The 25,175-nt window shown below is 53.6% G+C and carries 23 protein-coding genes; 9 read left to right on the top strand and 14 right to left on the bottom strand.

The window, feature by feature from the left end; genetic code table 11:
- The first annotated feature begins 77 nt into the window (after window positions 1-77).
- On the top strand, window positions 78-593 hold the full coding sequence (locus ACWAU0_RS05105) for a septal ring lytic transglycosylase RlpA family protein (RefSeq protein WP_171696796.1): 516 nt from the start codon (window positions 78-80) through the stop codon (window positions 591-593).
- Window positions 594-664: 71 nt separating this feature from the next.
- On the opposite strand, the gene ACWAU0_RS05100 is transcribed toward ACWAU0_RS05105, so the two are convergent.
- The 6 genes from ACWAU0_RS05100 to ACWAU0_RS05075 form a co-directional block, all read right to left on the bottom strand.
- On the bottom strand, window positions 665-2,134 hold the full coding sequence (locus ACWAU0_RS05100; RefSeq protein ID WP_458138496.1) for a methyl-accepting chemotaxis protein: 1,470 nt from the start codon (window positions 2,132-2,134) through the stop codon (window positions 665-667).
- Between the two features lie 3 nt (window positions 2,135-2,137).
- Window positions 2,138-2,677 carry a PAS domain-containing protein gene (locus tag ACWAU0_RS05095; RefSeq protein ID WP_171696795.1) on the bottom strand — a complete coding sequence of 180 codons (540 nt, stop codon included), beginning with the start codon at window positions 2,675-2,677 and terminating at the stop codon, window positions 2,138-2,140.
- A 157-nt stretch (window positions 2,678-2,834) separates the two neighbouring features.
- Complete coding sequence (locus ACWAU0_RS05090) at window positions 2,835-3,629, bottom strand: response regulator (RefSeq protein WP_033158512.1); 795 nt, start codon at window positions 3,627-3,629, stop codon at window positions 2,835-2,837.
- Window positions 3,630-3,632: 3 nt separating this feature from the next.
- The gene (locus ACWAU0_RS05085) at window positions 3,633-5,072 is read right to left on the bottom strand and encodes an HDOD domain-containing protein (RefSeq protein WP_458138494.1); all 1,440 of its coding nucleotides are present in this window, start codon (window positions 5,070-5,072) and stop codon (window positions 3,633-3,635) included.
- Between the two features lie 8 nt (window positions 5,073-5,080).
- Window positions 5,081-7,888: a valine--tRNA ligase gene (locus ACWAU0_RS05080; RefSeq protein WP_458138493.1), complete on the bottom strand. Its 2,808-nt coding sequence runs from the start codon at window positions 7,886-7,888 to the stop codon at window positions 5,081-5,083.
- A 230-nt stretch (window positions 7,889-8,118) separates the two neighbouring features.
- Window positions 8,119-8,706 (bottom strand): hypothetical protein, encoded by a 588-nt coding sequence (locus tag ACWAU0_RS05075; RefSeq protein WP_171696789.1) that lies wholly within the window; start codon window positions 8,704-8,706, stop codon window positions 8,119-8,121.
- A gap of 327 nt (window positions 8,707-9,033) precedes the next feature.
- Here ACWAU0_RS05075 and ACWAU0_RS05070 point away from each other — a divergent pair, with 327 nt between their 5' ends.
- Window positions 9,034-9,564, top strand: a complete 531-nt coding sequence (locus tag ACWAU0_RS05070) for an MOSC domain-containing protein (protein WP_171696788.1) — start codon at window positions 9,034-9,036, stop codon at window positions 9,562-9,564.
- Window positions 9,565-9,646: 82 nt separating this feature from the next.
- Here ACWAU0_RS05070 and ACWAU0_RS05065 read toward each other — a convergent pair whose 3' ends face one another.
- From ACWAU0_RS05065 to ACWAU0_RS05050, 4 genes are all read right to left on the bottom strand, one after another.
- Window positions 9,647-10,408: a hypothetical protein gene (locus tag ACWAU0_RS05065; protein ID WP_415879688.1), complete on the bottom strand. Its 762-nt coding sequence runs from the start codon at window positions 10,406-10,408 to the stop codon at window positions 9,647-9,649.
- Window positions 10,409-10,411: 3 nt separating this feature from the next.
- On the bottom strand, window positions 10,412-10,834 hold the full coding sequence (locus ACWAU0_RS05060; RefSeq protein WP_415879689.1) for a YqaA family protein: 423 nt from the start codon (window positions 10,832-10,834) through the stop codon (window positions 10,412-10,414).
- Window positions 10,835-10,893: 59 nt separating this feature from the next.
- The gene (locus ACWAU0_RS05055; protein ID WP_415879690.1) at window positions 10,894-11,790 is read right to left on the bottom strand and encodes a copper oxidase; all 897 of its coding nucleotides are present in this window, start codon (window positions 11,788-11,790) and stop codon (window positions 10,894-10,896) included.
- Window positions 11,791-11,923: 133 nt separating this feature from the next.
- Window positions 11,924-12,517 (bottom strand): hypothetical protein, encoded by a 594-nt coding sequence (locus tag ACWAU0_RS05050; protein ID WP_415879691.1) that lies wholly within the window; start codon window positions 12,515-12,517, stop codon window positions 11,924-11,926.
- Between the two features lie 312 nt (window positions 12,518-12,829).
- Between ACWAU0_RS05050 and pgi the strand changes: the two genes are divergently transcribed.
- A complete protein-coding gene (gene pgi / locus ACWAU0_RS05045) occupies window positions 12,830-14,467 on the top strand; it encodes a glucose-6-phosphate isomerase (RefSeq protein ID WP_171696783.1) in 1,638 nt (545 codons plus the stop codon).
- A gap of 220 nt (window positions 14,468-14,687) precedes the next feature.
- On the opposite strand, the gene ACWAU0_RS05040 is transcribed toward pgi, so the two are convergent.
- Together ACWAU0_RS05040 and ACWAU0_RS05035 are read right to left on the bottom strand one after the other, a co-directional pair.
- Window positions 14,688-15,521, bottom strand: coding sequence for an alpha/beta fold hydrolase (locus ACWAU0_RS05040; RefSeq protein ID WP_458138489.1), 834 nt, complete (start codon window positions 15,519-15,521; stop codon window positions 14,688-14,690).
- A 65-nt stretch (window positions 15,522-15,586) separates the two neighbouring features.
- Window positions 15,587-16,309, bottom strand: coding sequence for an Lcl domain-containing protein (locus ACWAU0_RS05035; RefSeq protein ID WP_171696781.1), 723 nt, complete (start codon window positions 16,307-16,309; stop codon window positions 15,587-15,589).
- A 200-nt stretch (window positions 16,310-16,509) separates the two neighbouring features.
- Here ACWAU0_RS05035 and ACWAU0_RS05030 point away from each other — a divergent pair, with 200 nt between their 5' ends.
- The 4 genes from ACWAU0_RS05030 (at window position 16,510) to ACWAU0_RS05015 (ending at window position 20,814) form a co-directional block, all read left to right on the top strand.
- Entirely contained in the window at window positions 16,510-17,568 is a 1,059-nt protein-coding gene (locus ACWAU0_RS05030) for a hypothetical protein (protein WP_458138488.1), read from the top strand.
- 255 nt (window positions 17,569-17,823) lie between these two features.
- Window positions 17,824-18,216: a hypothetical protein gene (locus ACWAU0_RS05025; protein ID WP_319960143.1), complete on the top strand. Its 393-nt coding sequence runs from the start codon at window positions 17,824-17,826 to the stop codon at window positions 18,214-18,216.
- 164 nt (window positions 18,217-18,380) lie between these two features.
- A complete protein-coding gene (locus ACWAU0_RS05020; RefSeq protein ID WP_458138486.1) occupies window positions 18,381-20,198 on the top strand; it encodes a sensor histidine kinase in 1,818 nt (605 codons plus the stop codon).
- On the top strand, window positions 20,185-20,814 hold the full coding sequence (locus ACWAU0_RS05015; RefSeq protein WP_458138485.1) for a DUF998 domain-containing protein: 630 nt from the start codon (window positions 20,185-20,187) through the stop codon (window positions 20,812-20,814). The genes ACWAU0_RS05020 and ACWAU0_RS05015 overlap by 14 nt, the downstream gene beginning before the upstream one ends.
- A gap of 145 nt (window positions 20,815-20,959) precedes the next feature.
- Here ACWAU0_RS05015 and ACWAU0_RS05010 read toward each other — a convergent pair whose 3' ends face one another.
- Window positions 20,960-21,652, bottom strand: coding sequence for a hypothetical protein (locus ACWAU0_RS05010; RefSeq protein ID WP_415879706.1), 693 nt, complete (start codon window positions 21,650-21,652; stop codon window positions 20,960-20,962).
- 124 nt (window positions 21,653-21,776) lie between these two features.
- On the bottom strand, window positions 21,777-22,190 hold the full coding sequence (locus ACWAU0_RS05005) for a hypothetical protein (protein WP_033158525.1): 414 nt from the start codon (window positions 22,188-22,190) through the stop codon (window positions 21,777-21,779).
- A 454-nt stretch (window positions 22,191-22,644) separates the two neighbouring features.
- On the opposite strand from ACWAU0_RS05005, the gene ACWAU0_RS05000 reads away from it, so the two are divergent.
- Together ACWAU0_RS05000 and ACWAU0_RS04995 are read left to right on the top strand one after the other, a co-directional pair.
- Entirely contained in the window at window positions 22,645-23,298 is a 654-nt protein-coding gene (locus tag ACWAU0_RS05000) for a LuxR C-terminal-related transcriptional regulator (protein WP_458138484.1), read from the top strand.
- Window positions 23,298-25,115, top strand: coding sequence for a sensor histidine kinase (locus tag ACWAU0_RS04995; RefSeq protein ID WP_458138483.1), 1,818 nt, complete (start codon window positions 23,298-23,300; stop codon window positions 25,113-25,115). The genes ACWAU0_RS05000 and ACWAU0_RS04995 overlap by 1 nt, the downstream gene beginning before the upstream one ends.
- The last annotated feature ends 60 nt before the right edge of the window (window positions 25,116-25,175 follow it).

Here is a 25,175-nt window from a genome sequence, read left to right as displayed (position 1 = left end):
GCAATCTCGTCTGAATTTTTCAACTCTATCCATTGAAGACTGCTTGTTTAAGCAGTCTTCCACGCGGAGAAACAGTTATGTTCTTAAACACGGTATCGGTTTTTTCAAGCCGATTTAGCCTCAACGTGCGGCGATGGCATACAGTTATGCCGCTGATGTTTATTAGTCTACTTAGTGCCTGTTCCAGTGTTCCGACGCTGCAACGCACTGACGATCAAGCCGTGCTGACCGGTACGACTAAGACGACTTACACCAAATCCTATAAAGTCAAAGGTAAAACTTATTCCCCGCTGCACAGCGCGCTAGGGTACAAAGCGCAGGGCTTGGCTTCCTGGTATGGCGCAGAATCCGGTAATTTTACGGCCAATGGCGACCGCTTCGATCCGCGCGGCATGACGGCGGCGCATAAAACGCTGCCGATTCCCTCTAAAGTTCGGGTTACCAATCTGCGTAACGGCCGTTTTGTGGATGTGGTGATCAACGACAGGGGGCCATTCAAGGCTAATCGACTTATCGATCTGTCCCAGGGCGCGGCGGAACAGATCGGTATGCACGGATTAGCGGAAGTGACGGTGGAATATTTGGGAAGTTAGGCAGCTCAGTGCATATTGCTGCGCTTTGCACCGAAGCGACTTGCGCTACGGCGATTCTGTAAAGCGGTGAACTATATGTTTTTATGCCTTTCTTCCACCATCGCGTCGATATACTGCATCACCTCAGCGCTGGCGGCCTCGGCCAGTTGCATTTGCCGAATGATCTCATCAAGCATGCCTGGATCATCCACCCATTTGGATCGAGAGACTTCATAAGCCTTTTGCGTCGTCCTATGCACCTCGGCATGCGGCTGATTCAATTTGGCGTAAGCGCTGGTCGAGCGGAATTTTTCATAGCCCAGTCCTTCGTAATACCACTTTCCTAACCGGCAATTATGGTTGTCTACCATGATGGCTTGGTGATGCGGACACTCGCTGAAGGTTTCTATCGCCACATAGCCGTTTTGTTTGTAAACCACATGATCCAGTTTGGCCAGGACGCCGAAGGATTTGTCTTTTGCATAAGAAATGTAATCGACCGAAATTTTTGCCGACTGCGAGAGATTGGAAAACTGCTGGCGGAAGGAGTTGACCTGAGCCAGTATCTCTTGCGACAGCGATGACGAACTTTCTGCCTCGATTTGCATTTGTTCGACCCGTTTATTAAACGATTTTAATGTTCTGGAGACTTCCAAAGCGGCGTTCTTGGTATGCTCGGAGAGATTTTTGACTTCGTCCGCGACTACCGCGAAGCCCCGTCCATGCTCGCCGGCGCGTGCCGCTTCTATGGAGGCGTTTAAGGCCAGCAGGTTGGTTTGATCGGCAATTCCGGTAATCATCGATAAGGATTCAGTAATTTTTTTGCTGTCGTTAATCAGCGCACCGATCACATCCGACACCGAATGTACATTGGCATTGATGTCGGACAGGGAGTTGCTGATGGTTTCGACGGCGGATAGGCTGGCGTTGGCGTTCTCACCCGTTTCCACAGCAATATTTTCTACTTTCTGCATTTGCTCGGTGATATTGAGCAAGTCGCTCTGATTGCCTTTCAGATTGTTGAGCAGATTGTTGGTGTTGAGCGCATGCAGACCGGCCGATAAACGCCGCTTTATCGTCAATTTGTCGTTTTCATCCATTAATTTGATGGCGTCGTTCATATTCTTCGCCGACTTTTTCAGTATGCCCGGAAAGCCGTCAACCAAGGCATAACGGTCATAATTGCCTTCGGCTGCGTGCTGGAAACAGGAGTTCATTTCTTTGAAGTAAGACTCCATGATGTCCAAGGTCTCATTGAGCTCCCAGGCTATTTTGCCGACTTCGCCCATGCCTCTCGTTTTGGTGACGCGATGATAGAGTTGGCCTTGATTTGTGTGTCTCAGCACTTCTTCTATACGCTCTAATACCAGCAGGCATTGTTTGCCGGCGTGCCAGGCATCCAGAGCTATCATCGGCAACGGCAGCAGCAAGCCAAGCATGAGCCAGGAAAAGCCATGCGTGATAAGCGTGTAGACGAATGCCGCAACAGTAAAAAATATAACGGCTGCCACCGCATAATTCAGCTTGGTTCTTAAAAACGGAATATTGGCATTTGAATTCATGGCTTATACTCCGTTGGGCTTGTAAAGGCTTAGCACCAGGCTGTTGTAATTTTTAGCGCCGGATTGCTGAACCACGTCAAATAGGTATTCCAGCGATTTATCCGGGGCATCTTTGACTGAATGGCGTTTCTCGATGGCCAACATTTCCTGATAAATCGGTATGATGACCCCCAGTGCGTTACGGGGCGGATTACGGCGCACCGAATAGTAACCCTGCAATTTACCGTCCTTGTCATAATCCGGCGTAATGTTGGCAAATACCCAATAAAATCCGCCATCCCGGCATAGATTTTTGGCAAATCCGAAAAACTCGTCACCGGCTTTTAAGGTATTCCACATAAATCTGAACACGCCGCGCGGCATGTCCGGGTGTCGGATGATGTTGTGCTGTATGCCCAGCAATTGGTGTTCCGGATAGCCGGCGATTTCCATAAAAATGCGATTAGCGTAAGTGATCCGCCCCGAGGTGTCGGTCTTGGAAACGATAAAATCATCGTCCGCGAGTTTTTTTTCGTTATTGTTAGGCGTGATAGTCGGCTTCATATTCCGTACCTTAATTTGGGGCTATTGGTGGTCAGTCCTGGCATATTTTGCGCGAAAACCGGATGAGCTTGATCGTGGCCGCATCGGACATTGGTTCGATCCGGGATTCTCATAGCCGTGCATATTGTGGGGTATTCGCTCGCCACACAAGATTAGCTCAATTGAGCAAATTAATCAGAAGGCGCTTGATTGAAGTGGCTTCGAAGGGCTTGTCTAGTATGGCGGAGACTTCGGATTTTTCGATGGCCGCCAGGCGGCTTTCATTTTGCTCGCTGGTAACCATCAGAATAGGTACCGAGCCGCGTTCGGAATGGTTGCGAATGTGATCGACCAGTTGTAGGCCATCCATCTGCGGCATGTTGTAGTCGGTGACTACCAGATCGAAATACTGCTGATTGAACATTTGCAGCCCTTGTTTGCCGTCATGAGCGGTCACAATTTGCCCAACGCCAATATTTTCGAAAACCCGGGTCAAGTATTTCAACGAGAATTCGCTGTCGTCCACCAGCAGCACGCTTAGGTCCTCTATGTCCAGATGGGTGAGGTTAAGTTTTTCCGGGCGAACATACTCCAGCGTGGAATGCAGGGCGGTTTCCAGGGCCTGACGGGTAAACGGCTTGGGTAATATGGCGATGGCGCCGGCCTGGCGGATCGGTTCCAGATATTTGATATTGGTCTCGCTGGAAATCAGCAAAAAAGCCATTTCGTAGGATTCGTCGTGTTTGCGAAGCGAGGTTACCAACTCCACGCCGGTCATGTCGGGCAAATACATCGAGCTGATAATCAGATCGGGCCGGGAGTGCTGTAAACGCTCGAACAACTCCGCGCCGGTATTTAGGCAGGTAATGTCGTTGATATCGCAAGCATGTAAAAAATGGGAGATGATTTGCTGCTGAGTATGTGACGGTTCGACGAGAAAAACCTGAAGATTGGCAAGCTGATAGTCTGTCATGGATTAGTGGTTTTTCATGCAGTATAGGGTTAAGCCGATATGCGCTTGTTTGGCAAAGTGCTTGGCTGCGGTGAAGTCCTCGCGCGTTAAGGGTAGTCCATGAATAGAATGGTCGCAATAAATGAGGCCCACGGTCTTTTTCTCCGCATAAACCGGGAAAACAAAGCACTCGTATTCGCCGATATGCTGGCGGATTTGCGGCGTGTAAAGCTCGCGATGCTGCTGGGGAAACAGCCAGACGCCTTCTTGCTGTTGCAAGGCGTGAAACAGTAAGTTCGCGGAGGCTTCGGAATTGTAAATACGGATTTTTTGGTCAAGCCCGATTTTATGCCAGCCTAAGGAAAATTTTTCGTTTAGCGTCTGTTTATCTGGACTGAGCAGCATGAACAAAGTTCTGTCCATTTCCACGCCGCGATGTATGCCTTCCAGCACCATTTCAAACAGGCCGTTGAGATCGATTTGACCGCTGATATGGCTGCTGATGTCTTGCAAAATTTGAAATTGCAGCTGTTTCTTGTCGGCCTTTTCCTCTTCAGCGTCTTCGAATTTGGCGATGATGGCTTCGGTGCTGATGAATTTGGAGGCATCGTTGGCGCCAAACTGGCGGGCGATATGCACGGCTTCCGAGGTATTTTTGTCTATTTTTGTTTTCAGGATTTCCGTTGGCAGGCCGGTGAATGCGGCGACTTTCTGCAGACAAGCCCGCATGGCGTCTGAGTCGCGGCCGGCTTTTAGAGCCAAGCAAATCTGATGCCCTAGTTGCACCATTTGCACCCGTTTTTCCGCGGAATCCGGCTTGGCGATGGCGTCTTCTATCAGGCCGCCCAGGCTCCAGGATTTACTGAGCTTTTTGCCCAAGTCTTGCAAGGTGAAGCCCAGTATTTTTTTCTCGGCTTCGCGATTGTTCAGCCCGCTTTTTTCGATTTGCTCATGGACTTTTTTGGATTGCGGATTGCCGGAGCACCAGAAGGCAATGTGGCCGATATTGTGCAGTAGCGCTGCGACAAACACTTCCTCGGGCGAGGTATCTCCCATGCTGAGCGCCAAATCCTTGGCCTGCACGGCGGCATGCAAGGCTAACGCAATTTCTCGATTAGCCCTGTCCTTGTTGGTGGACGACAGCATGGCTTCGAAAAACGAGCAAGCCAGCGTCAGCTCTCTGATCACCTCCGCGCCCAATACCACGATGGCGCGCGATACGGTGCTCATCTTTTGTTTCGATGGATTGTAGTAAGGGCTGCTGCCCACCTTAAGCAGCTTGGCGGTGAGGTTGGGGTCTTGCAGAATTACCGTCGCCAGCTCGATGGCCCCCTTGTGCCTGTCGTCCAACGCCGCGTAGATATTATGCGCGGTGTTGGAGAAAATCGGCATTTCCTGCACGCGCAGCAGCTCTGTCCATTCGTCCAGAGTTTGCGGTGGCTTTTGTGGGGGAGCCGGATTCATGGCTTACACTACAGGGCTTTGATCTTGGCGTACTGTTCCTTCAGATTCGTCAATGATGATTGTAAACCGGCCCGTTTCTCGCGCTCTTTGTCGATGACTTCCGGCGGAGCTTTGTCGACGAAGGCGGCATTGCTCAATTTGCCCTCGATACGCGGCAGTTCTTTTTCGATGCGCTGGATTTCTTTTTCCAGCCGGGCCAATTCGGCGTCTTTGTCGATCAAACCGGCCATCGGGATCAGGATTTTCATGTCGCCGACCAGAGCAATCGCCGATTCCGGCGCGTCGTCGTCCGCCGCCAGCCAGGTAATGCTTTCCAGGCGGCCCAGTTTCAGCAGATAACTTTCGCTGTCTTTCAAATAAGCTTGATCGGTGTCGCTGCCGTTTTGCAGTAACACATTCAGCGGCTTACCGGGGGCGATATTCATCTCGCCACGAATGCGGCGGATGCCAAGGATGAAGTCCATCGTCCATTGGATTTTGGTTTCCGCGTCGGTGTTGATGGCGGCGCCATCACTTTCCGGGTAGGGCTGCAGCATGATGGTTGCGGCAGTCACCCCAGCCAGAGGCCCAACCCGCTGCCAGATTTCCTCGGTGATGAAGGGCATGATCGGATGCGCCAAACGCAACACGGTTTCCAGTACTTTCAATAAAGTTTGGCGCGTGCCGCGTTGCAAGGTTTCGTCGTCGCTTTGCAGCGAGATTTTCGCCAGCTCCAGATACCAGTCGCAGTATTCGTTCCAGGTGAATTCGTAGATGGCTTGCGCGGCCAAATCGAATCGATAGCTGTTGATCGCATCGGTAGTCGTAGCGATGGTGCGATTCAAACGCGACAGAATCCACAAGTCGGCTTGACTGTAGGTGCATTCCGCGCAATCGATGCCGTTATCCTGATCTTCGGTGTTCATCAGCACGTAACGGGCGGCGTTCCACAATTTGTTGCAGAAGTTGCGATAGCCTTCGGTACGCTGCAAGTCAAAGCGAATGTCGCGGCCGGTCGAAGCCAGCGACGCAAAGGTAAAACGTAGCGCGTCAGTGCCGAACGATTGAATGCCGTCCGGGAATTGCTTGCGGGTGACTTGTTCGATTTTTTTGGCCAGATGCGGCTGCATCATGCCGGACACCCGTTTGGCTACCAAGGCTTCCAAATCGATGCCGTCGATGATGTCGATAGGGTCTAGCACGTTACCTTTGGATTTAGACATTTTCTGGCCTTCCGCGTCGCGGACCAGACCGTGAATGTACACTTCCTTAAACGGTACTTCGCCCTGGAATTTCAGGCCCATCATGATCATCCTGGCCACCCAGAAGAAAATGATGTCGAAGCCGGTGACCAATACGCTGGTCGGGTAATGTTTCGCCAATTCCGGGGTTTGCTCCGGCCAACCCAGCGTCGAGAACGGCCATAGCGCCGACGAGAACCAGGTGTCCAGCACGTCTTCGTCTTGCTTGAGCGGATAATCGGCAGCCAGTCCGTGCGTGGCGCGGATCTCGGCTTCGTTATGGCCGACATAGGTATTGCCCTGGTCGTCGTACCAAGCCGGAATCCGATGGCCCCACCAGATTTGCCGGGAGATGCACCAATCCTGGATGTTGCGCATCCACTCAAAATAAGTGTTTTTCCAGTTGTCCGGCACGAATTTGATGGCGCCGGTTTCCACCGCTTCGATGGCCGGCTTGGCCAACGGGGCGATTTTGACGTACCACTGGTTGGTCAACAAAGGCTCGATCACCGCGCCGGTACGGTCGCCGCGCGGCACCATCAATTTATGGTCGGCGATTTTTTCCAGTAGGCCTTGTGCGTCCAAATCGGCAACGATTTTCTTGCGCGCTTCGAAGCGGTCCAGGCCAATATAGGCGTCAGGAATAATGGTAAAGCCATCATCGTTGCCGCGTATCGCCGCATCGACGGTAAAGATGTTGATCAAGCCGCCATGCGGTAGGTCGGCGATGGCGGATATTTGTTTATGCCGCGACCACACTTCGTAGTCATTGAAATCGTGGGCCGGCGTGATTTTCACGCAGCCGGTACCGAATTCCGGATCGACATATTCGTCGGCAATGATGGGAATGCGGCGGCCGGTCAGGGGCAATTCGACGAATTCGCCGAGCAGATGTTTGTAACGCTCGTCGTCGGGATGGATCGCCACCGCCGCGTCGCCGAGCAGGGTTTCCGGACGGGTGGTCGCCACCAATAAATGGCCGGTGCCGTTGGTCAACGGGTAACGCATATACCACATCGAGCCGTTTTCTTCTTCCGACAGCACTTCCAGGTCGGAAACGGCGGTGTGTAACACCGGGTCCCAGTTCACCAGACGCTTGCCGCGATAGATCAGGCCTTCTTCGTATAACTTGATGAACACTTCCTGTACAGCGTCCGACATGCCATCGTCCATGGTAAAGCGTTCTTTTTCCCAATCCAGCGACGAACCCATGCGCCGCAACTGGCGGGTGATGGTGCCGCCGGACTCTTCCTTCCATTCCCAGACTTTCTCGATAAACGCCTCGCGGCCCAAGTCGTGGCGGGTTTTACCGTCGGCGTTGATGATGCGTTCCACCACCATTTGCGTGGCGATGCCGGCATGATCGGTGCCCGGTTGCCACAGCGTGTTGTAACCTTTCATCCGGTGATAACGGGTAAGCGCATCCATGATGGTGTCTTGAAACGCATGCCCCATGTGCAAGCTGCCGGTAACGTTGGGCGGCGGAATCATAATGCAATACGACTCGCCCTCTTGTTTGGCGGCGAAGTAGCCGCTATCTTCCCAAAGTTGATACCAGCGTTGTTCGATTGCGTGCGGGGAATAGGTTTTTTCCATGTTCTCTGTTGAATGCGCTTGGGTTTAAATTAGGGGTGTATTTTAACCGCAAAACGACTGGCGACTAAGATTTAACCGGAAACTTCCGGCGGGCGGGCGGCGAACATTTGGAGAAATCCGGCGGGGAAGGTTTTTCGACGTTAGCAAAATACGGGTGAGCGCCGAAAAGCAGTATTTTTTGTTTAGGTAGGAATTAGGCTGCGGAAAACCCCGCAGCCTGGACTTGCAAATTATTTGCGTGATCGTTTTTTCTTGCTTGGCGCCGATGGCTCGGCAACCGGTTCTGGCCTTGCGGTCGAAGGCAGGCGCGCGGAAACTTCGGTTAAAAAGTCGTTTTCAAGTTTGTTAGAGGACTGACATGTGACATTGGTTGGGCGATAACTGACATCGGCTTTTTGTGTGTCCGGTTCGCGGGAGCTGAAATTCCATACGCCGACCCGCTCGACTTTGTCGCCGATTTTTTTGTCGATTACCAAAGTGTATTGGCTGTTGATCTGAACCTGGGTCTTGTTATCTGCCACTGGACGAGCCATCACATTGGCTCTGCCCGAAAGATGCATAATCAGGTCGCTTATCGTCATATAGTTAATAACCGATTTGGGATCGGGATGGATAGTCTTTTGGGCGCTTTGATTACTTACAAATTCTCCGCAATTGACATAAGCGCCGATATTGCCACGGATATTGTCGTATTCGAGAGTCATCAAGCCGCTACCCTTGTCAAAGTTTTTGATATTGAAGAAGGTGGCGCCGGCGACATTAGTGATTGTTGACCAAGTTGAGTCGAAATCTGCATTCACTTCACGAGAATAATCCAAGGTTTGCGGCGCTTGCGGCGGTTGATAGACGCCGGTTGCGACGCAGCCAGCCAATAGGTTGCTAGCGACAAAAAGGGTGGCGGCAAGAAATTTATTCATAGAATTGTCATTATCCTTTGCTGATATTTGAGAAGCCGTTCGTTCCGAATGGCTCGATAGCTCCCAACTGAGTCTATCTGCTATGAATTATACACAAGCTTGAAAGGGCTAATGGCTCGTAGCGTCGACTAGCAAGCTCGACACCGGGGTAATGAAGTTTTTCATATTAGAGCGATTACGCTACGCTTTTACGCCTCAGATTAAATCGTCCTAACACTACGTTCAATTATGACTCTCCGCGATCTCACTCAACAATTCGCTTCGGAAGGCCGGATCGAAGCTATCATCCTGCGTCCCGAGCGAGGTAAACCGGCTGTTTCGGTTGCCGAGGTGCGGGCTGAGCCGGGGCAGGGGTTATTGGGAGATCGCCGGGCCAACGGAGCCCGTTCCGGACGGCAATCGGCAAAACGCGAACTGACCTTGTTTCAAGCCGAGCATTTACCGATCGTCGCCAACTGGTGCGGACTCGCGGAATTGCAGCCGACTCGGCTACGGCGCAATCTAGTGGTTTCGGGACTAAATCTTATCGGTATGCGTTCGCCGTTTCCTGATGTGATGTTGGAATGGGCTGTGGGCGATGAGGTGATTATTCAAGTCACCGGGCCTTGCGATCCGTGCTCAAAAATGGCGGCGGAATTGGGGATGGGGAGTTATAACGCGCTACGCGGACATGGTGGGATGACGGCGCGAATTTTGGCCGGGGGTTTGATTCGGGTGGGTGACCGGGTGCGCTTGAACGCGATCCGGCATGTGGAATAATGTAGGCTGGGTTGAGCAGCGCGAAACCCAGCATTGAAGGCGTTTTGCGGGGTATCGTTTCGCTCGACTCAGCCTGCAACGGTCAAGCCCTTTGCCGCTGCAACACCATTGCTGTTTTGGTGAAGGCCTGCAGTACCGGCCCCGCCCCGGCAATAGCCACCGCATCGACTAAGCAATACCAAGCCGCTACACCGCTAGGCGGGTTGCCTTGCGGCAGGTGCGAGGCGGGATCAATCTCGGCCCAGGCCCAGGTCCCGGCGCTGGTGCCGACGATTTCCAGCCAGGAGGTGATGAAGAACGCACCCAGATAAACCATCGGCGAGCGGCCTTTGAACAAGTAGCCCAAGAACACCACAAACAGCACCGCGCCGATGATGTCCAATCGCCCGAGGCCGCTCAACCCCCATGCCACCCAGGTGCTGCAAGCCGCCACAACCAAAACCGCAATGCGGCGGGCGTGTTGCTGAAATAGTCCGGAGCGGCCCAATGCGACGGCGGTGAGATACACCAGTCCGTGCCCGGCCGGTACGTAAGCCGGAACATTGCCGAAGCGGTAGATATAGCCTTTCATGTACACGGACGCGAAATACTCGCCGATCACCGCAAAGGTTACCGCCACGGCCACCTGGGTGCGCACATATTTGCATTCGCCGCGCAACCAAGCTATCAAAAACAGCCAGCCGAAAAACGCCAGCACATATTGCATGAATTGCGGCGCGAAGCCATCCATCGTCAAACAGATGGTGGTGGTGACAAAGGTAAATGCGGCAATCTGATAATCGCGTTTATTGTGCTCAGCGACTGTATTGGCGGCGGGGAAGTGCGGTAAGGAAAAGAAACTCATGACTTAGACAAAAGCGTAGGCAACGGCGATATAGCGCAACACTTTACCTAAAAAAATCGCCAACAGCGAGGATAGTATCGAAAGGCGCAGCCAGCCGCCGGCAAAACACAGGCCATCGCCCACCAGCGGCAGCCAGGAAAACAGCAAGGCCCAACTGCCCCAGCGACGCACGGTATTTAGCGATTTTTGATGTTGCTTGGCTAAAGCTTCGGCAGGATATTTTTTGGCAGCCCATAGGCCCAGCCACCAGGTGGTCATGGCACCCAAGGTGTTGCCGATAGTGGCGATGGCTACTAACTGGCTGACGGAATGTTGTTGGCTGTTAACCAGATAGGCCAGTACCGCTTCCGAACCGCCGGGGGCGACGGTGGACGAAATGAAAGCACTGATAAATAATCCCAGAGGGCCGAGCGATTCTAACTGCATTTGTTTAGCCCATAAAAAAGCCCCTGAAACAGCTGTTTCAGGGGCTTTTTGCTTAGTCTTTATTTGTCCGGTAAGGCGATGACGTTTTTGCCGGATAACATTTTGATCAGCTTGCCGATCAGTTGCATGACATAGCCAACAGCGTGAGCGACTTGCTCCAGTACGGTAGCAACAATTTCGCCGGCGCTCATGCCTTTAAAGCGTTTTGCCAGCCAAGGTGCGGCAATAAAACCGATAGCCAAACCGACTACGGTGGTGCCGGAAACAATCGAATCATCGACTGCGGCAACAGGCACAGGTGCCGCTGCCACTACTGGGGCTGCCACGGGTGTGCTGGGGGCTGGCGCGTCGAGTTTAGGATCGTAGGGTCTACCGCTGTAATCATCCGGGAAAATCGCCGCGGTTACCCCAGGAATGCTGGGCAAGTCCTCGCTGCCTTTGCCGACCTTTAATTGGGCTTTCATACCTTTTTCCATGTGCTGCGCAATGTCGCAATGCACTAAGTAGGTTTTGTCGCCCGGCGGTAGGATTAGCGTGCCGGATACTTTGCCGGGACCGCTGACTTCCAAATGGAACATGCCTTTGGGGTACAAATATTTGGGTAAGCCGTGCATCATCCATTGATGACGGATTTCATCTTCATTGACGAAATGAACAGTCAGTTTGGTGCAAGGTTCGAATTGAAACTCCTGCTGATCGAACGCAAACATGGTGCCGGGGAATTTCTCGGAATATTTGTGCCCGGCATGCACGGTAATCTCCTTGGTCTCGGCAATTTTGTCGCAGCCGCCGGGCAAGGTGTCGGTGTTTTGGCCCATGACCATGCCGCCATCCATATCCATCAAATGACCGTCGCCGTGGTTCATCATCTGATTGTGATCCTGCATTTCTTTTGCGGACACCGCAGTAACAGATAAGGCACAGACCAGTGTGGCAAGTGATACGAATTTGAACATTATTGCATTACCTCAAAGGGGCTTCGTGTATAGCGTCGATTATGCCGCGATAGTTCCGATTGACAAGGCTGCCGGAAATGACGTTATTCCGCCGCGCAGCATAGGCGGAATAACGGTTCTTGCGGGGTAATTCTTAGATTTCTTTCGCTTTACCAATTATGCCGTCAACTTTGCGTTTGAAACCGGCGTTAGACAGATAAAGGACGTACAAGCCAGCGAACAACACCAATGCATACAAGGCATAACTACCTTTGCTGGTCGGTTGACCCGCACCGGCTTTAAAGCTCATGTGTGCATCCAATCTTTCGCCATTATCTTGCAGTAGCGTGATGTGAATCAAATGTTTGCCGGCTTCTGGCACGCCTTGTGGCAGGTTCAGAATGACGGTGCCTGATTTATGTTTTTCGGCTGCTTGGAAGAAAACCCGTTTGCCTTCAGGCTCTTTGGTCACTTCAAATTCGATAGCCATGCCGCGATAGCGTTGGTCTTGATAGTCGAAGACCAATTGAGTCAATGTGTTGATATCGGGAATATTGCCGCAGAACTCTTCAGCCGGGTATGCGTTTGGCTGGTAGGCGGTGTAATGGATCCAGTGATCTTTTTCCAGTTCGAACTTACATTGGTCAGTATCAGTACCCGCGGCGCCACCGTGTGCCAATACTGATGATGAAAAAATCAGGCCCAACAAGCCCAGTAAACCGTTTCTTAATATGCGAGAGCTTCTCATAAATACCCTTCCCGTGTTAATAAATGCTGTAGTTTTTATTATTTTTCATGTGGTTATACATGAACATGTTTAAATCATTGGCGAACGTAACTGCCTGATTTCGATCAAAACAGCGCTTAACTCTAGCACATCGCCCTAGCCAAAGAAAGGCTATCGTGCCGTAGTTGAGATGATCGATTCAAGCTGTAATTTTTTTTGTCAGCAATCAAAGACAATCCTTATAATGGGGTTATGAATCATCCCTTTAAATTGCCTCTGCCTGTTCAGGTCTACTGAAATATCCCCCTATCCGGTTAATTAAATAACAACAATATGTCCAAATTAATAAACTCTGCCGAATGGAATGCCGTTAAGCAACATCACCGCGAGATTGCCGGCAAATTTTGCATGAAGGATGCGTTCGATAAAGATCCGCAACGCTTCGACAAGTTTTCCGTGACATTTGGCGATTTGCTGTTCGATTTCTCTAAAAATCTAATTACCGAAGAAACTTTGCCTTTGTTGATTGAATTGGCAAGCCGCGCGGAGCTTTCCGCCAAGACCGAAGCCATGTTTTCCGGTTCCATTATTAATACCACGGAAAAACGCGCTGTCTTGCATACCGCTTTGCGCAATCGCAGCAACAAGCCGGTATTGTTTCGCGGTAAGGACGTGATGCCGGAAATTAATAAAGTGTTGGCGAAAATGCGGGTATTTACGGAACAAGTCCGTTCCGGCGCCTGGACCGGCTACACCGGCAAGACTATTACCGACATCGTCAACATTGGCATCGGCGGTTCCGATTTGGGGCCGAAAATGGTCGATACTGCATTGGCGCCTTACGGTAAAGATGGTTTGAAAGCCCACTTCGTTTCGAATGTTGATCAAACCGACATCGTGGAAACCCTGAAACCGCTCAACCCCGAGACTACCTTATTTTTGATCTCGTCAAAAACATTTACGACTCAGGAAACGATGACCAACGCCCGGTCGGCGCGTAACTGGTTTTTAAAAGCGGCGGTTGACCCGGCCAATATTTCCAAACATTTCGTGGCGATCTCGACTAATGTCGAAAAGGTTAAGGAGTTCGGCATAGACCCGGAGAACATGTTCGAGTTTTGGGATTGGGTCGGTGGCCGTTATTCCCTGTGGTCCGTGATCGGCATGTCCATTGCCCTATACATAGGCATGGACAATTTCGAAGAATTGCTGATGGGCGCGCATATCGCCGACGAACATTTCCGCAGTGCGCCATTCGAAAAAAACATCCCGGTCATCATGGGCTTGCTGGGCATCTGGTACAACAACTTCTTCGAAGCGGAAACCTACGCGATTCTGCCGTACGCGCAGTCCTTGAAATATTTTGCCGATTATTTCCAGCAGGGCGACATGGAAAGTAACGGCAAAAGCGCTACCATCAACGGTGAAAAAGTCGATTACAACACCGGTCCGATTATCTGGGGCCAACCCGGTACAAATGGTCAGCATGCCTTTTTCCAATTGATCCATCAGGGCACCAAGCTGATTCCCGGCGATTTCTTGGCGGCCGCGCAAAGCCAATACGACTTACCCGACCACCACGATATTCTGATTTCCAACTTTCTGGCCCAAGCCGAAGCGCTGATGCGCGGTAAAACCGAGGCGGAGGTTAGGGAGGATTTAAGCCATGAACCTAATCTGGATGACGCCCTGATTGCCTCCAAAATCTTCGAAGGCAACAAACCGTCCAACTCGTTTTTATTCAAAAAGCTGACCCCCAGAACCTTGGGTACCTTAATCGCGTTTTACGAACACAAAATCTTCGTACAAGGCGTGATCTGGAATATCAATTCCTTTGATCAAATGGGTGTGGAATTGGGAAAAGTGTTAGCGCGGGCGATTCTGCCGCAGCTGAAAAACGACGAGATGGTCACAGACCACGACAGCTCCACCAATGGCTTGATCAACGCTTATAAGCGCCTGCGTAAATAAGCTTAGACAATAGGCTGTTTTAGAAAACGAGCATTCTGTGTTTGGTAGGCAAGCCGTTTTCTAAACCTGAAGGTTGCAGCATATTTTCGCAGCCTTCAGGTGTCTTAACCCATTCAAGCATGCTTTGTCTGGTTAACCTTCCGGTTCGCGCCCCTCACAGGCGCACAAATTGATTCAAAAAACAAAAGCTATGCTGAGTGACTACTGAGCATAATCCCGCTTAGGGTATCGCATTGGGCTTGGTGTCATTCGGCTGTGTGCTCAACAAGACTTCGTGGATTACGGAAATGACGGACTCCGGCTTCTCCAGCGGAATGACGTGACCGCTATCTACCCAGCGTTGAATTGCCCCCGGATATAGCCGTGCAATATCCTTGCGTTTTTGATTGGCATCGAGCGCCAGCTCAGAGGTATCCTCCAGAGGTTGCTCAGCGCTCAGCACTATGATCGGTCCGCCGCTGTAGGGCGGGGCAGCCAATACTTCGTCACCGGTCAGGTCCAGGGCGGCTAGCTCTTGTTTGGCAGTTGCCGATGTCATCAAATCTAACAGCCAGCGCACCCAGAGCGGCCAGTTTTCGATTGCCCCGGCGCCTTTGAGTTGAGCAGGATGAGTGGAATCAACCAGAATCAAGGCCGCCACTTCATCTGGATGATGCCGGGCATACCATTGCATATACAACCCGCCCAGCGAATGCCCCACCAGCACATAAGGCGGCGTTAGGCCTTGGTTGACAAGCAATCCGCGCAACTCTTCGACGATATGCCGGCCGTCCCTCGCAGTGGCAGCCTCTTCGCTATTCCCGTAGCCGGCGCGGTTGTAAACCAAGGCTGTGGTATCGCGCGCTATCGTGGGATAAATTTCTGCCCACCCTTCGATAGTCCCGCCCAGTCCGTTTTCGAAGATGACCGGTACAGTCTGGTGTTTGCTAAGTGCAAATTCCACCTGCCGGCCGGCGACTTCTGCCGTTGTTATGGCGGGGATGGTGGCGGAGCAGCCGCTTAGCGCGATTAGCCATAGCAGAAAAATGACCGTTATTGATGGTCTAAATTTCATTGGCCGCTTCCTCTGTCAGTTGAATTAGCGCTGGGTGTGTTTCACGATGGTTATTCCTGGGGAAATTACAGGGGGCGATGATTTTGCCGACGCTTGCCGCGAGCCAGCAAACCGGCCAGCCCCGCGCCGAACAGCCAAGCGGCGCCGGGCAACGGTACCGCGGCGACATCGCCGTCGCGCACCGCCCAGACGTAATAATTGGTGCCTTTGCTGATGTAGTTTTGCATGCCGGTTGCGGTGCTCAGGTACCAGGCTTTGCTGGCGTCGCCACCGTAACTGGTGCCTAACCAGTAACCAAAGGATTGAATATGACTAAACAGACTTTCGTCGTCGGCCGTCGCCGGATCGTCGACGATGCCGTAGCCGGATTGCGGCCCGCCACGCGAATCGAGGGAGCCTTTGTTACCGAAGTCGCCGTAATAGAGATGCGCGAGCTCCGAACTGGCCGTGGAGACGTTGAATCCGCAATCGCTACCGCTGTATCCATAGTCGCAACCGGGCACGCCCAGGTCGTTGAAGGTCGGCAAACGCCAATCGCTGTAGGTGGTGCCGCGCACGCTGTCCGAGTAGCTGAGACCGTCCACCCAGGCCACGGCGTTTTGCCAGCTCATCTTGCCTTCGGCGTCGAAGCCGCTGGTTTTGGCGTAATTGGCGTCCGCCAGCCAGGTAACGTTTTGCGCACTATCGTAGATCAGGCCGCCGCCGCGGTCGAACAGCTGGGCTTCGGCGCTACCGGTCGCTAGCGTGCAGAGCGCGGATAACCCGGCGCATATAGCTTTATGTTTCATTATTTTTTCCAAAAAGTTAGTTATCGAAGACATGTAAATACTCGTAAACCTGCCTAGCGGCACCGAGCTTAAGGAGCATTATCGGAAGGTGCGTGTAGCCAGGGAACCCTACCGGAGTAGGGTGTTGGCGCGTTAGGAAGTTTTGTTAACATGTATTTTTAATTCAACTATTAGAGCGATAATTTCAAGAGGAATTTACAATGAAACGCAGTCTGAAATGCCTTGCCCTGGGCTTAATGCTGCCGGTATTACCGGCACACGCCAGTGTTTTGTATACGTTGGTGGATCTAATGCCGGAGAGCCCGTTAGTCAATTCGGGCGCGCGCGCTATCAGCGATGCCGGGCATGTTCTGGGTTTTACGGGGGATGGTGAAAGCTTTGTTTACAAAAACAATAGTGTGAGCTGGCTGTCCGTACCCAGATATGCAAACCCTACCGGGATCAATTCAAGCGGTGTGGTGGTGGGCAATTCTGCCGGGCGCGGGATTGTGTACAGTAATGGTGTCACGCAAATAATCGGTGGTTTCAGCGGCAGTCCTTATTCCAGTGTGGCCTACGGCATCAATGACGCCGGGCAAATAGTCGGCAGTGCATGGAATGCCGAGGGCAACCAACGAGCCACTATTGCCGGTAACGGCAGCTTGACTGATCTGGGAACTTTGAATGGTGGCCAATGGAGTGCGGGGAATGCGATCAACAATAGTGGTCAGGTCACTGGCGAGAGTCAAACGCCTAATGGAGGTCACGCTTTTATTACCCGTAATGGCCAAATGGTGGATCTGGGCGCTTTTGCCTGGGGTGTCAGCAGAGGTTATGCCATCAACGACCTCGGCCAGGTGGCCGGCACATCCCATGTCACCAACAATGAAAAGCACGCTTTCATTACAACGCTTGATGACCACATGGTTGATATAGGTTTGTCGGGCTATAGCAGCGAGGCATTGGGTATCAATAATGCCGGACAAGCCGTGGGATATTTCGGCGACAATTTTGGTGGATCCAAACGTGCGTTCGTTACACTCAATGGCGTCATGACAGACTTGAACACACTGATTGCAGCCAATATCGGTTGGACGCTGATGACCGCTTACGATGTCAACAATAGTGGACAAATCGTTGGGGTGGGGATTGCCGCGAATGGCGTGCAACGGGCCTTTCTATTAAATCCGATTGCTGCTGTGCCCATACCCGCCGCCATCTGGTTGTTTGGTTCTGCTTTACTCGGTTTGGTTCCGCTGCGCCTGCGGGCTCGAATCTGAAAGCGCATGGCGGTTGTGGAGCTAACGCTTAGCTGCAACTTGGACAAGCAGCTCGTTACCCGGATGTAGCAAGGTTGCCGGGATTCTGAAGACGCGACAATTGGCTGCGCCTGCAAAAAACAACCCATAACACCGCGTTAATCTTGAGCGCTTTGGCCTCTGGAAGCCACCAAAGCGCCTTTGCTTACCTGCGTTAGGCATATTTTTCGCTCCTGTGCCCAGCGCTTCTATCAATCGGAGCGCTGGAGAATCAAAATGCTGCAAAAACTTGTAACGGTAACTTTCTTCTTGATCCTTTCCGGCTGTGCCACAACGGCCAGTAACCCTCCCGCCCAGGGAAGCAACAAAGCGGAAGGCAAAATATCAATGGCGATTGGCCGTGAAATGGGCAACTTCAAAATCACCCATTCACAGGCAACCGAAGCCCCCGCCGGTTATAACGGCATGCAGTACACCGTTAAAACTGACGACGGTGCGACCTTTAAATGTGAGATTTTAGAGCCGTCGGGGTTTGGTAAATTCGCGACCTGGGGCATGGCAAGCGGAGCGGACGCCATGTGCACCGATTTCACCAAGGGATCGAGCGACGTAGGCAAAACCAACAAAGCAAGTTGCAACGCTTTGCTGCAGGCGGCGGGCAAATGCTGAAGTAATACGCGACACGGAGCTCAAGGCGACGCTCCGTGCTCCTTTGCCGCAGTGCCGATGGCTAGTGGAAGGTTATAAAGCCGCGTGTTAACGAAGGAGTATCCGGACACGAAAACCTGACTAACCGCGCCAAGGCTGGGCGGCAACAGAATCGGAAGAGCAAAATGGAAAAACTTTTTTCTTGTCCCCGCCAAGACGGGGCGGTTTGCTTCTCGGACATCAGTCCAAACGGTCAACTACGCCTACTGGACTTGAGTTTCGGGCGTATCGCCTTCGGTTTTGGCTTGATCCCCGTGGTCGCCGCACCGTTTATTGTCTGGCTGCATCAAATCGACCGGGACGCTCGCGCCTTTTGGGCTTGGGCAGGTGTGTTTACATTCGTGGCGCTGGCCGTCCGTCTGTTGTTCCGCCGCTATCGGCGCGACTGCGCACAATTGGGCGCCGAACGGGCCATGCACCATTGGCTGCGCAAGGTGCATGCGTTGGCGCTGCTTTACGGATTCAGCCTGTCGGTACCGGTGATGATTATGTGCAGCGGCGACTATCCCTTTGAGTTTGCGATGCTGTTTCTGGTCACCTGCGCGTCGATAGTGGCGGGCAACGCCACCCACCAGTCGCCTATCCTGAGTGCTTTCCAACGTTTCTTCGCTGCCAGTTGGGGCGTCTCGACATTGCTAATGCCGTGGGTATTTCCCGCTCATTGGCCCTACGTGATGCCGCTGACTGCGCTCTACATTCTGTCGATTTACAAACACGCAGTGCTCGTGCACCGGTTTTTTTTACAACAGATATTCCTGGAAGAAGGCTACCGCGCCGCCAAGGATCTAGCCGAAGCCGCGTTGCGCGCCAAGAACCAGTTCCTGACCACGGCCAGCCACGACTTGCGCCAGCCGGTGCATGCCATGGGCTTTTTGATCGAATCCATTTCCCGCCGCAACCGGGATTTACTGTTGGGTCCCGCCTTGCAGGATTTGCGGCAAAGCGTGCAGTCGGTGACGCAGATGTTCAACTCGCTGTTGGATTTGTCCAGGATCGAGCTGGGCGCCCAGCCGGTCAATCTACAAACCGTGGCCTTGGACCCGTTGATGAACGATGTCGCGACGCTGTTCAGGGAAGAAGCCCGCGTCCGCCAAATCCAGCTCCGCGTGCGCACCAGCGCCGGTAAAGCCTTGGTGCGCGCCGACCCGCTATTGCTGCGCCAGTCGATGATCAACCTGATGCAGAATGCCTTGCGTTATACCCAAAGCGGTGGGGTACTGATGGCGGCTCGCCGCTGCCGCGACGGCTGGCAGTTCGAGGTCTGGGATACCGGGGTCGGCATCGCCGAAGATGACCAACAGCGGATTTACTCGCCCTTCTTCCGCCCCGAACATGCCTGGCGCATCGACAACGCCGGCCACGGCTTGGGCTTGGCGGTGGTGGCGCGCTGCGCGGATTTGATGGGCGCCAGCCAGGGTTTGAGTTCCCGGGAAGGCCGAGGCTCGCGGTTTTGGCTGCGGCTGCCGTCCGCGCGCATCGAGGAGCGGCGCGCGGTGGCGCGCGACCGGGATTTTGCGCCGACCGGCCGTGGCGAAACGCTGAGCGGCCGTTGCCTGGTGATCGACGACGAACCGCAAGTGCGCAACGCCTGGCAAGCCTTGTTGAATTCGTGGGGCGTGGAAACGGCTTGCGCCGCGTCCGCCAACGAGGCGTTGACCTTGCTCGATGCCGGCTTCGAACCTCAGGCCATTTTTTGCGACCAGCGCCTGCGCGCCGGCGAAAGCGGCTTCGAGTTGTTGCAAGCCTTGCTGGAACGCTGCCCGGACGCCGCCGGGGCGATGATCAGCGGCGAGTTCAATTCCCCGGCCCTGGCCCAAGCCGAGCAGGAAGGTTACCTGGTACTGCATAAGCCCTTGGACCCGGAGGCCTTGTACGCCTTGCTGAGCCGGCTATTGCCATCCAATCCGCTAACAGGGATAACCAAGAAAAATGAAATCGCCTAACAATAGTCTTGCCGGATGGCTGGGGCTGGCTTCCTCGGGCCTGTTGGCTTGGGGTAACTGGCACTACGCCCAAACGCTCCCCAACTACGACGCCGTGCGTCAGACCATTAGCGAATTGGCTGCGTTCGGAACGCCATTGGCGGACGAAATCAATTACGGACTTTTCCTGCCGGTGGGCTTGATGCAATGGCTGGCGCTGGCCTGCCAGTACCGCACGCTCAAGCAGAGCCCCACGCTAAGCCGGGGCTTACTGGCGTTTTCCTGGGTGGGAACGGCTTATGTCTTTTGCGCGCTATTCCCGTGCGATCCCGGCTCTCCGCTGATGGGCTCCTGGCGCCAGCAAATTCATAACCTGTTCGGTGCGCTTGAATATCTGGGAGGCGGTTATGGCTTGCTGCTGTTTGGGCGTATTCCCGGCTCCCGCATCGCCATCCCTTTGAAAATTTCCGGCGTGCTGGTACTGACGGTTCTGGTGTTGCTGGCCATCCCTTTTCTGGCGGACTACAGGGGCCTGATTCAACGCATTGCAGAAAGCGTGTTGTTCGGCTGGTTGACGTTAGCGAGCGCTGTGCAATTGGCCCGCCTCTACATTGACCGTATTGCAATGGCAAGGTGACCGAATAAAAGGCGCAAGCGGAAAAAAGTCCCGCGTCAGGCGGTCGATAAAGCAAGCGATGCAACCGACATCTAGCTCGGGTGCACTTAGTGGCTTAGCCCTCAATGCCTAAAATCATGCAACTTCATCGAGCCGACCGATGGCGCTAATGTTTGCCGACAGCCTGCTGTAGACGTCGAGCGAATTCGATGGATTTAGCGTCGGCTGGCAGCGAGTCCGGTAAATAAATCTTAGCGTTCCAAATACTTCCATCATCCGCCTCTTTACTCATACATTGCTTTACGCCATCCGCGTTGACGACGCATCGGCGCTGGTAACCGTTGGGAAGCGTATAGGTTTCCGATTCTTGTACGGGCCCGCTATCCGGCGCCCTGAGATTTTCCGGGGCAACCGCCAATTTACGGCGATCAAACTTATTCCCCCCTGCAAGTTCGGCCGATTCTCGGGCGACTTGGCGCATATCGTCCAGTACCTTGGATAGGTCAAGTTTGGCAGGCTCCGGATGTACGGGATCCGTTGACTTGTCGCTCCGCGGCGCGGTGTTGTTCGTTTGCCGCGCCGAAGAGTCGCCATGATCCGGCAAAATCGGCGCCGGCTTTGGTGGCGTCCTTGATCTGCCTCCAGCCAACCTGGGCGGCGGGCTTAGCGGCAACTGATTTTGCCTGCCTTGTTCCGTTAAGCGTAGGATCTTGAATTCCACCGATAGCGCTGTCAAACGGTCCGCCGATTTTCTCGGCCGGTCTATATCGGTCAACGTCAACACTATCCCAAGATGTATCGACAGAGAGACGATCAGGCATAAGGCAAATCTGCGTGGCGCCGATTTGATCATTGACATCAGCTATTGCCATTCTTGTAACGTGTTGCTAAACGGCGCGTTGGTCTCGGAGGATGGGTTTCGACTGGGCAAGAACAATAGATCGAGTTAACCATGGCGGGTAAAATCCAACCGCCCTAACTGGCTAGTTGGCTCGCGAGCTCACCCCGATAAACGCCTGATCGCTTCGGACATCGCATTTGAGCAAATAGGTTTGGCCTGCTTGTAAAACCAGGGTTTTCTTGGGTCTATGACTCGAAAATCCTTTAAAGCAATAGACTTGAATGTCGTACTCTCCAGGCAAGACATGAATCTCGCTGGGGTAGTCCGTAAAACCCGGCCAGCCAAATTCCTTTTGTTCGCCCGCGCCGTTGGCTTCGATCTTCGTATAGCCGATGATAGTCGCGTGATAGGCATCGGCAAAAGGGGTGCCCACAACACTTTGGATTACCGCAATCTCGTCAGCGCTAAGCGTGTCGCCCGCATACTGCTTGGCTGGCGTCATAAAACCGCATGAACAGAGCATGGACGTGGCAATCATTGTCATAACATTTTTCATGGATTCGCCTTGTCATTGCCGCACAAACGTAAAGCACGCCCACCAAGGGTTAAAACAACCATAACCAGTAACAATGGAAAGTACGTTTTCATAGCGTCGCCTCTTTTTAATTGATAAATCTAAGGTTGATGTAACGGCATCGAATGCCTTATAAAATTCGCCATTTGCCGTATCTTCGTCATGGGCTGCTTTTATTGATTAATAAATCAGTGAGATCAAAAAGCGTTCTCCAAACAGCCGTTTTGCAGGGATGAAAAAGCCCGGAACCCTGATGAACGGCGACGAGCCTGGGCAGCATTATCGGAAGCGCAGTGCGGCGGCGTAACCCTACCGTAGTAGGGTATTGGGGCGCATCGGCGGTTTGTTAAGATGTAATTATTTTGCATGTTTTAGCGATAGCCTGGTTCGACGCAAAATGCCGAACCAGGCTATCGACCATTAGGGAGAGTTGAGTGTGACAAATTCGGCTAGCGCGTTGGTTATCGACGACCATCCGCTGTCGGCGAGCGGTATCGCCGATTTTTTGCTATCGCATTGCGGCTTCGTTCAGGCTCGGCCGGTATCCAGCATCGCCGAGTTTTGGGCGATTCTCGATGCCGCGCAGCCGCCGTCGTTGGCCGTGGTGGATTTTTGGCTGCCGGAAGGTGCATCGCTGCCGTTGTTAGTGCAAATGAAACTCCAGTACCCGGCGACACGTTTGCTGGCAATCAGCGCGGACGACAATTCGGCCGTGTCGGACAAGGCGCGTGAGGCCGGCGCCGACGGCTTTCTGCACAAGCAGGAAGCGCCGGAGATTTTCGGCCGTGCCGTGGCCGCGTTGTTACGGGGCGACACTTGGTTTCACAGCGGTCCATTTGCCGTGACAGGCAGCAATCAGCCGCTCAAGGAACTGCCGGTCACCGCCGCCGAGCTGGGTTTGACCGCCCGCCAAGGCCAGGTGCTGGCGATGATGCTGAAAGGCTTGCCCAACAAACGCATCGCTTTGAACCTGTCGCTGTCCGAACAAACCGTCAAGGAGCACGTCACCGGTATTCTGGAGCGGCTGGGGGCCCGCAACCGGATCGAGGTGATTACCATGCTGCGCGGCAAAAAGCTGGAAGGCTCCTGATGCAAACCACACTGGCCGATTCAACGGACAGCATGCCGCTGCGCTTTGCCGACATCAGCCCGGCCGGCCAAGCTCGATTGCTGGACATGACGCATAACCGGTTGGTGTACGGGATCACCATTATCCCGTTTGTAGGCTTGCCCTTCGTGTATTGGAAGCATCAACTCGATCAAGACGTCTTGGGATTGCTGGCGTGGACGGTGTCGTATTTTCTGGTCGTGCTTGCCGTGCGCCTGCAACAGCGGCAATACTTGCGTGACAGGGCCAGCCTCGATCCGCATGCGGCAGTCGCCCATTGGCTACCCATCATTCTGCGCATGGCCTTGGCGCATGGGCTCGGCTTGGCGGCGCTGGTGCTTATCATCGCCGGTCGGGTCCCGTTCGAATATACCTTGCTGCTTTACATGAGTTTGGCGGCAATCATGGCGGCTAACGCCACCCACCAATCACCGGTATTCAGTGCGTTTCAGCGGTTTTTCGGTGCCGCTTGGGGCGGTTGCACACTGTTGACCCCATGGGCGTTTCCCGAGCATTGGCATTTAATCATGCCTCTGTGCGTCAGTTACGTCTTGTCGATACACCGGCACTCCTCAATTGCCCATGGCTTTTTCCTGCAGCAAATAAAGTTGGAAGAAGATAGCGCCAAGTTGGCCGAGAATTATCGGCGCGCCAAGGAGGAAGCCGAAGCCGCCTTACGCGCCAAAAACCAGTTCCTGACCACGGCCAGCCACGACTTGCGCCAGCCGGTGCATGCCATGGGCTTTTTAATAGAATCGATTTCTCGCCGCAATCAGGAACCGAGTTTGCAGCCTGCATTGCAAGATCTGCAACAAAGCGTGCAATCGATTACACAGATGTTCAATTCGTTGCTGGACTTGTCCAGGATCGAGCTGGGCGCCCAGCCGGTCAATCTGCAAACCGTGGCGCTGGACCCGCTGATGAACGATGTCGCTACGTTGTTCCGGGAAGAAGCCCGCTCACGGCAAATCGATCTTAGAGTGCGGTTGAGCGGCGGCCGGGCCTTAGTTACCGCCGATGCCATGTTGTTGCGCCAGTCCATGATCAACCTGATGCAAAATGCCTTGCGCTATACCCAAAGCGGTGGGGTATTGATGGCAGTGCGGCCGCGCAGTGCTTGCTGGCAGTTCGAGGTCTGGGATACCGGGGTCGGCATCGCCGAAGATGACCAACAACGGATTTACTCGCCATTCTTCCGTCCCGAACATGCCTGGCGCATCGACAACGCCGGTCACGGCTTAGGCTTGGCGGTGGTGGCGCGTTGCGCCGATTTGATGGGCGCCAGCCAGGGCTTGAGTTCGCGGGAAGGCCGCGGTTCACGCTTCTGGTTGCGACTGCCGGCCGCCGCTCCCAGCCACGAGCGGTGGGCTATGGCGGCTGATCAGCCCGTCGCACTGGTCGAGCAAGCCGCAGCGCTGAGCGGCCGCTGCCTGGTGATCGACGACGAACCGCAAGTACGTAACGCCTGGCAAGCCTTATTGAATTCGTGGGGCGTGGAAACGGCTTGCGCCGCCTCCGCCAACGATGCATTGGCCTTGCTCGATGCCGGCTTCGAACCGCAGGCCATCTTTTGCGACCAGCGCCTGCGCTCCGGCGAAAGCGGTTTCGAGTTGCTGCAAGCCTTGCTGGAACGCTGCCCGGATGCAGCCGGGGCGATGGTCAGCGGCGAATTCAATTCCCCGGCTTTGGCGCAAGCCGAGCAGGAGGGTTACTTGGTGCTGCATAAGCCCTTGGACCCCGTGGCGTTACATGCCCTGCTGAGCCGGCTCTTGCCGGCGGCCAACAACGGTTACTCGTAAAAAGACGCCAATTCGATAGTCCCAATCCTCAACAAATGGCGCCTATTTTGCTGGGTGCGA

It is taken from the genome of Methylomonas sp. Uni0009 (assembly GCF_054188105.3).
Note: the sequence above shows the minus strand (reverse complement) of the source record. Positions and strands in the feature narration are given on the sequence as shown.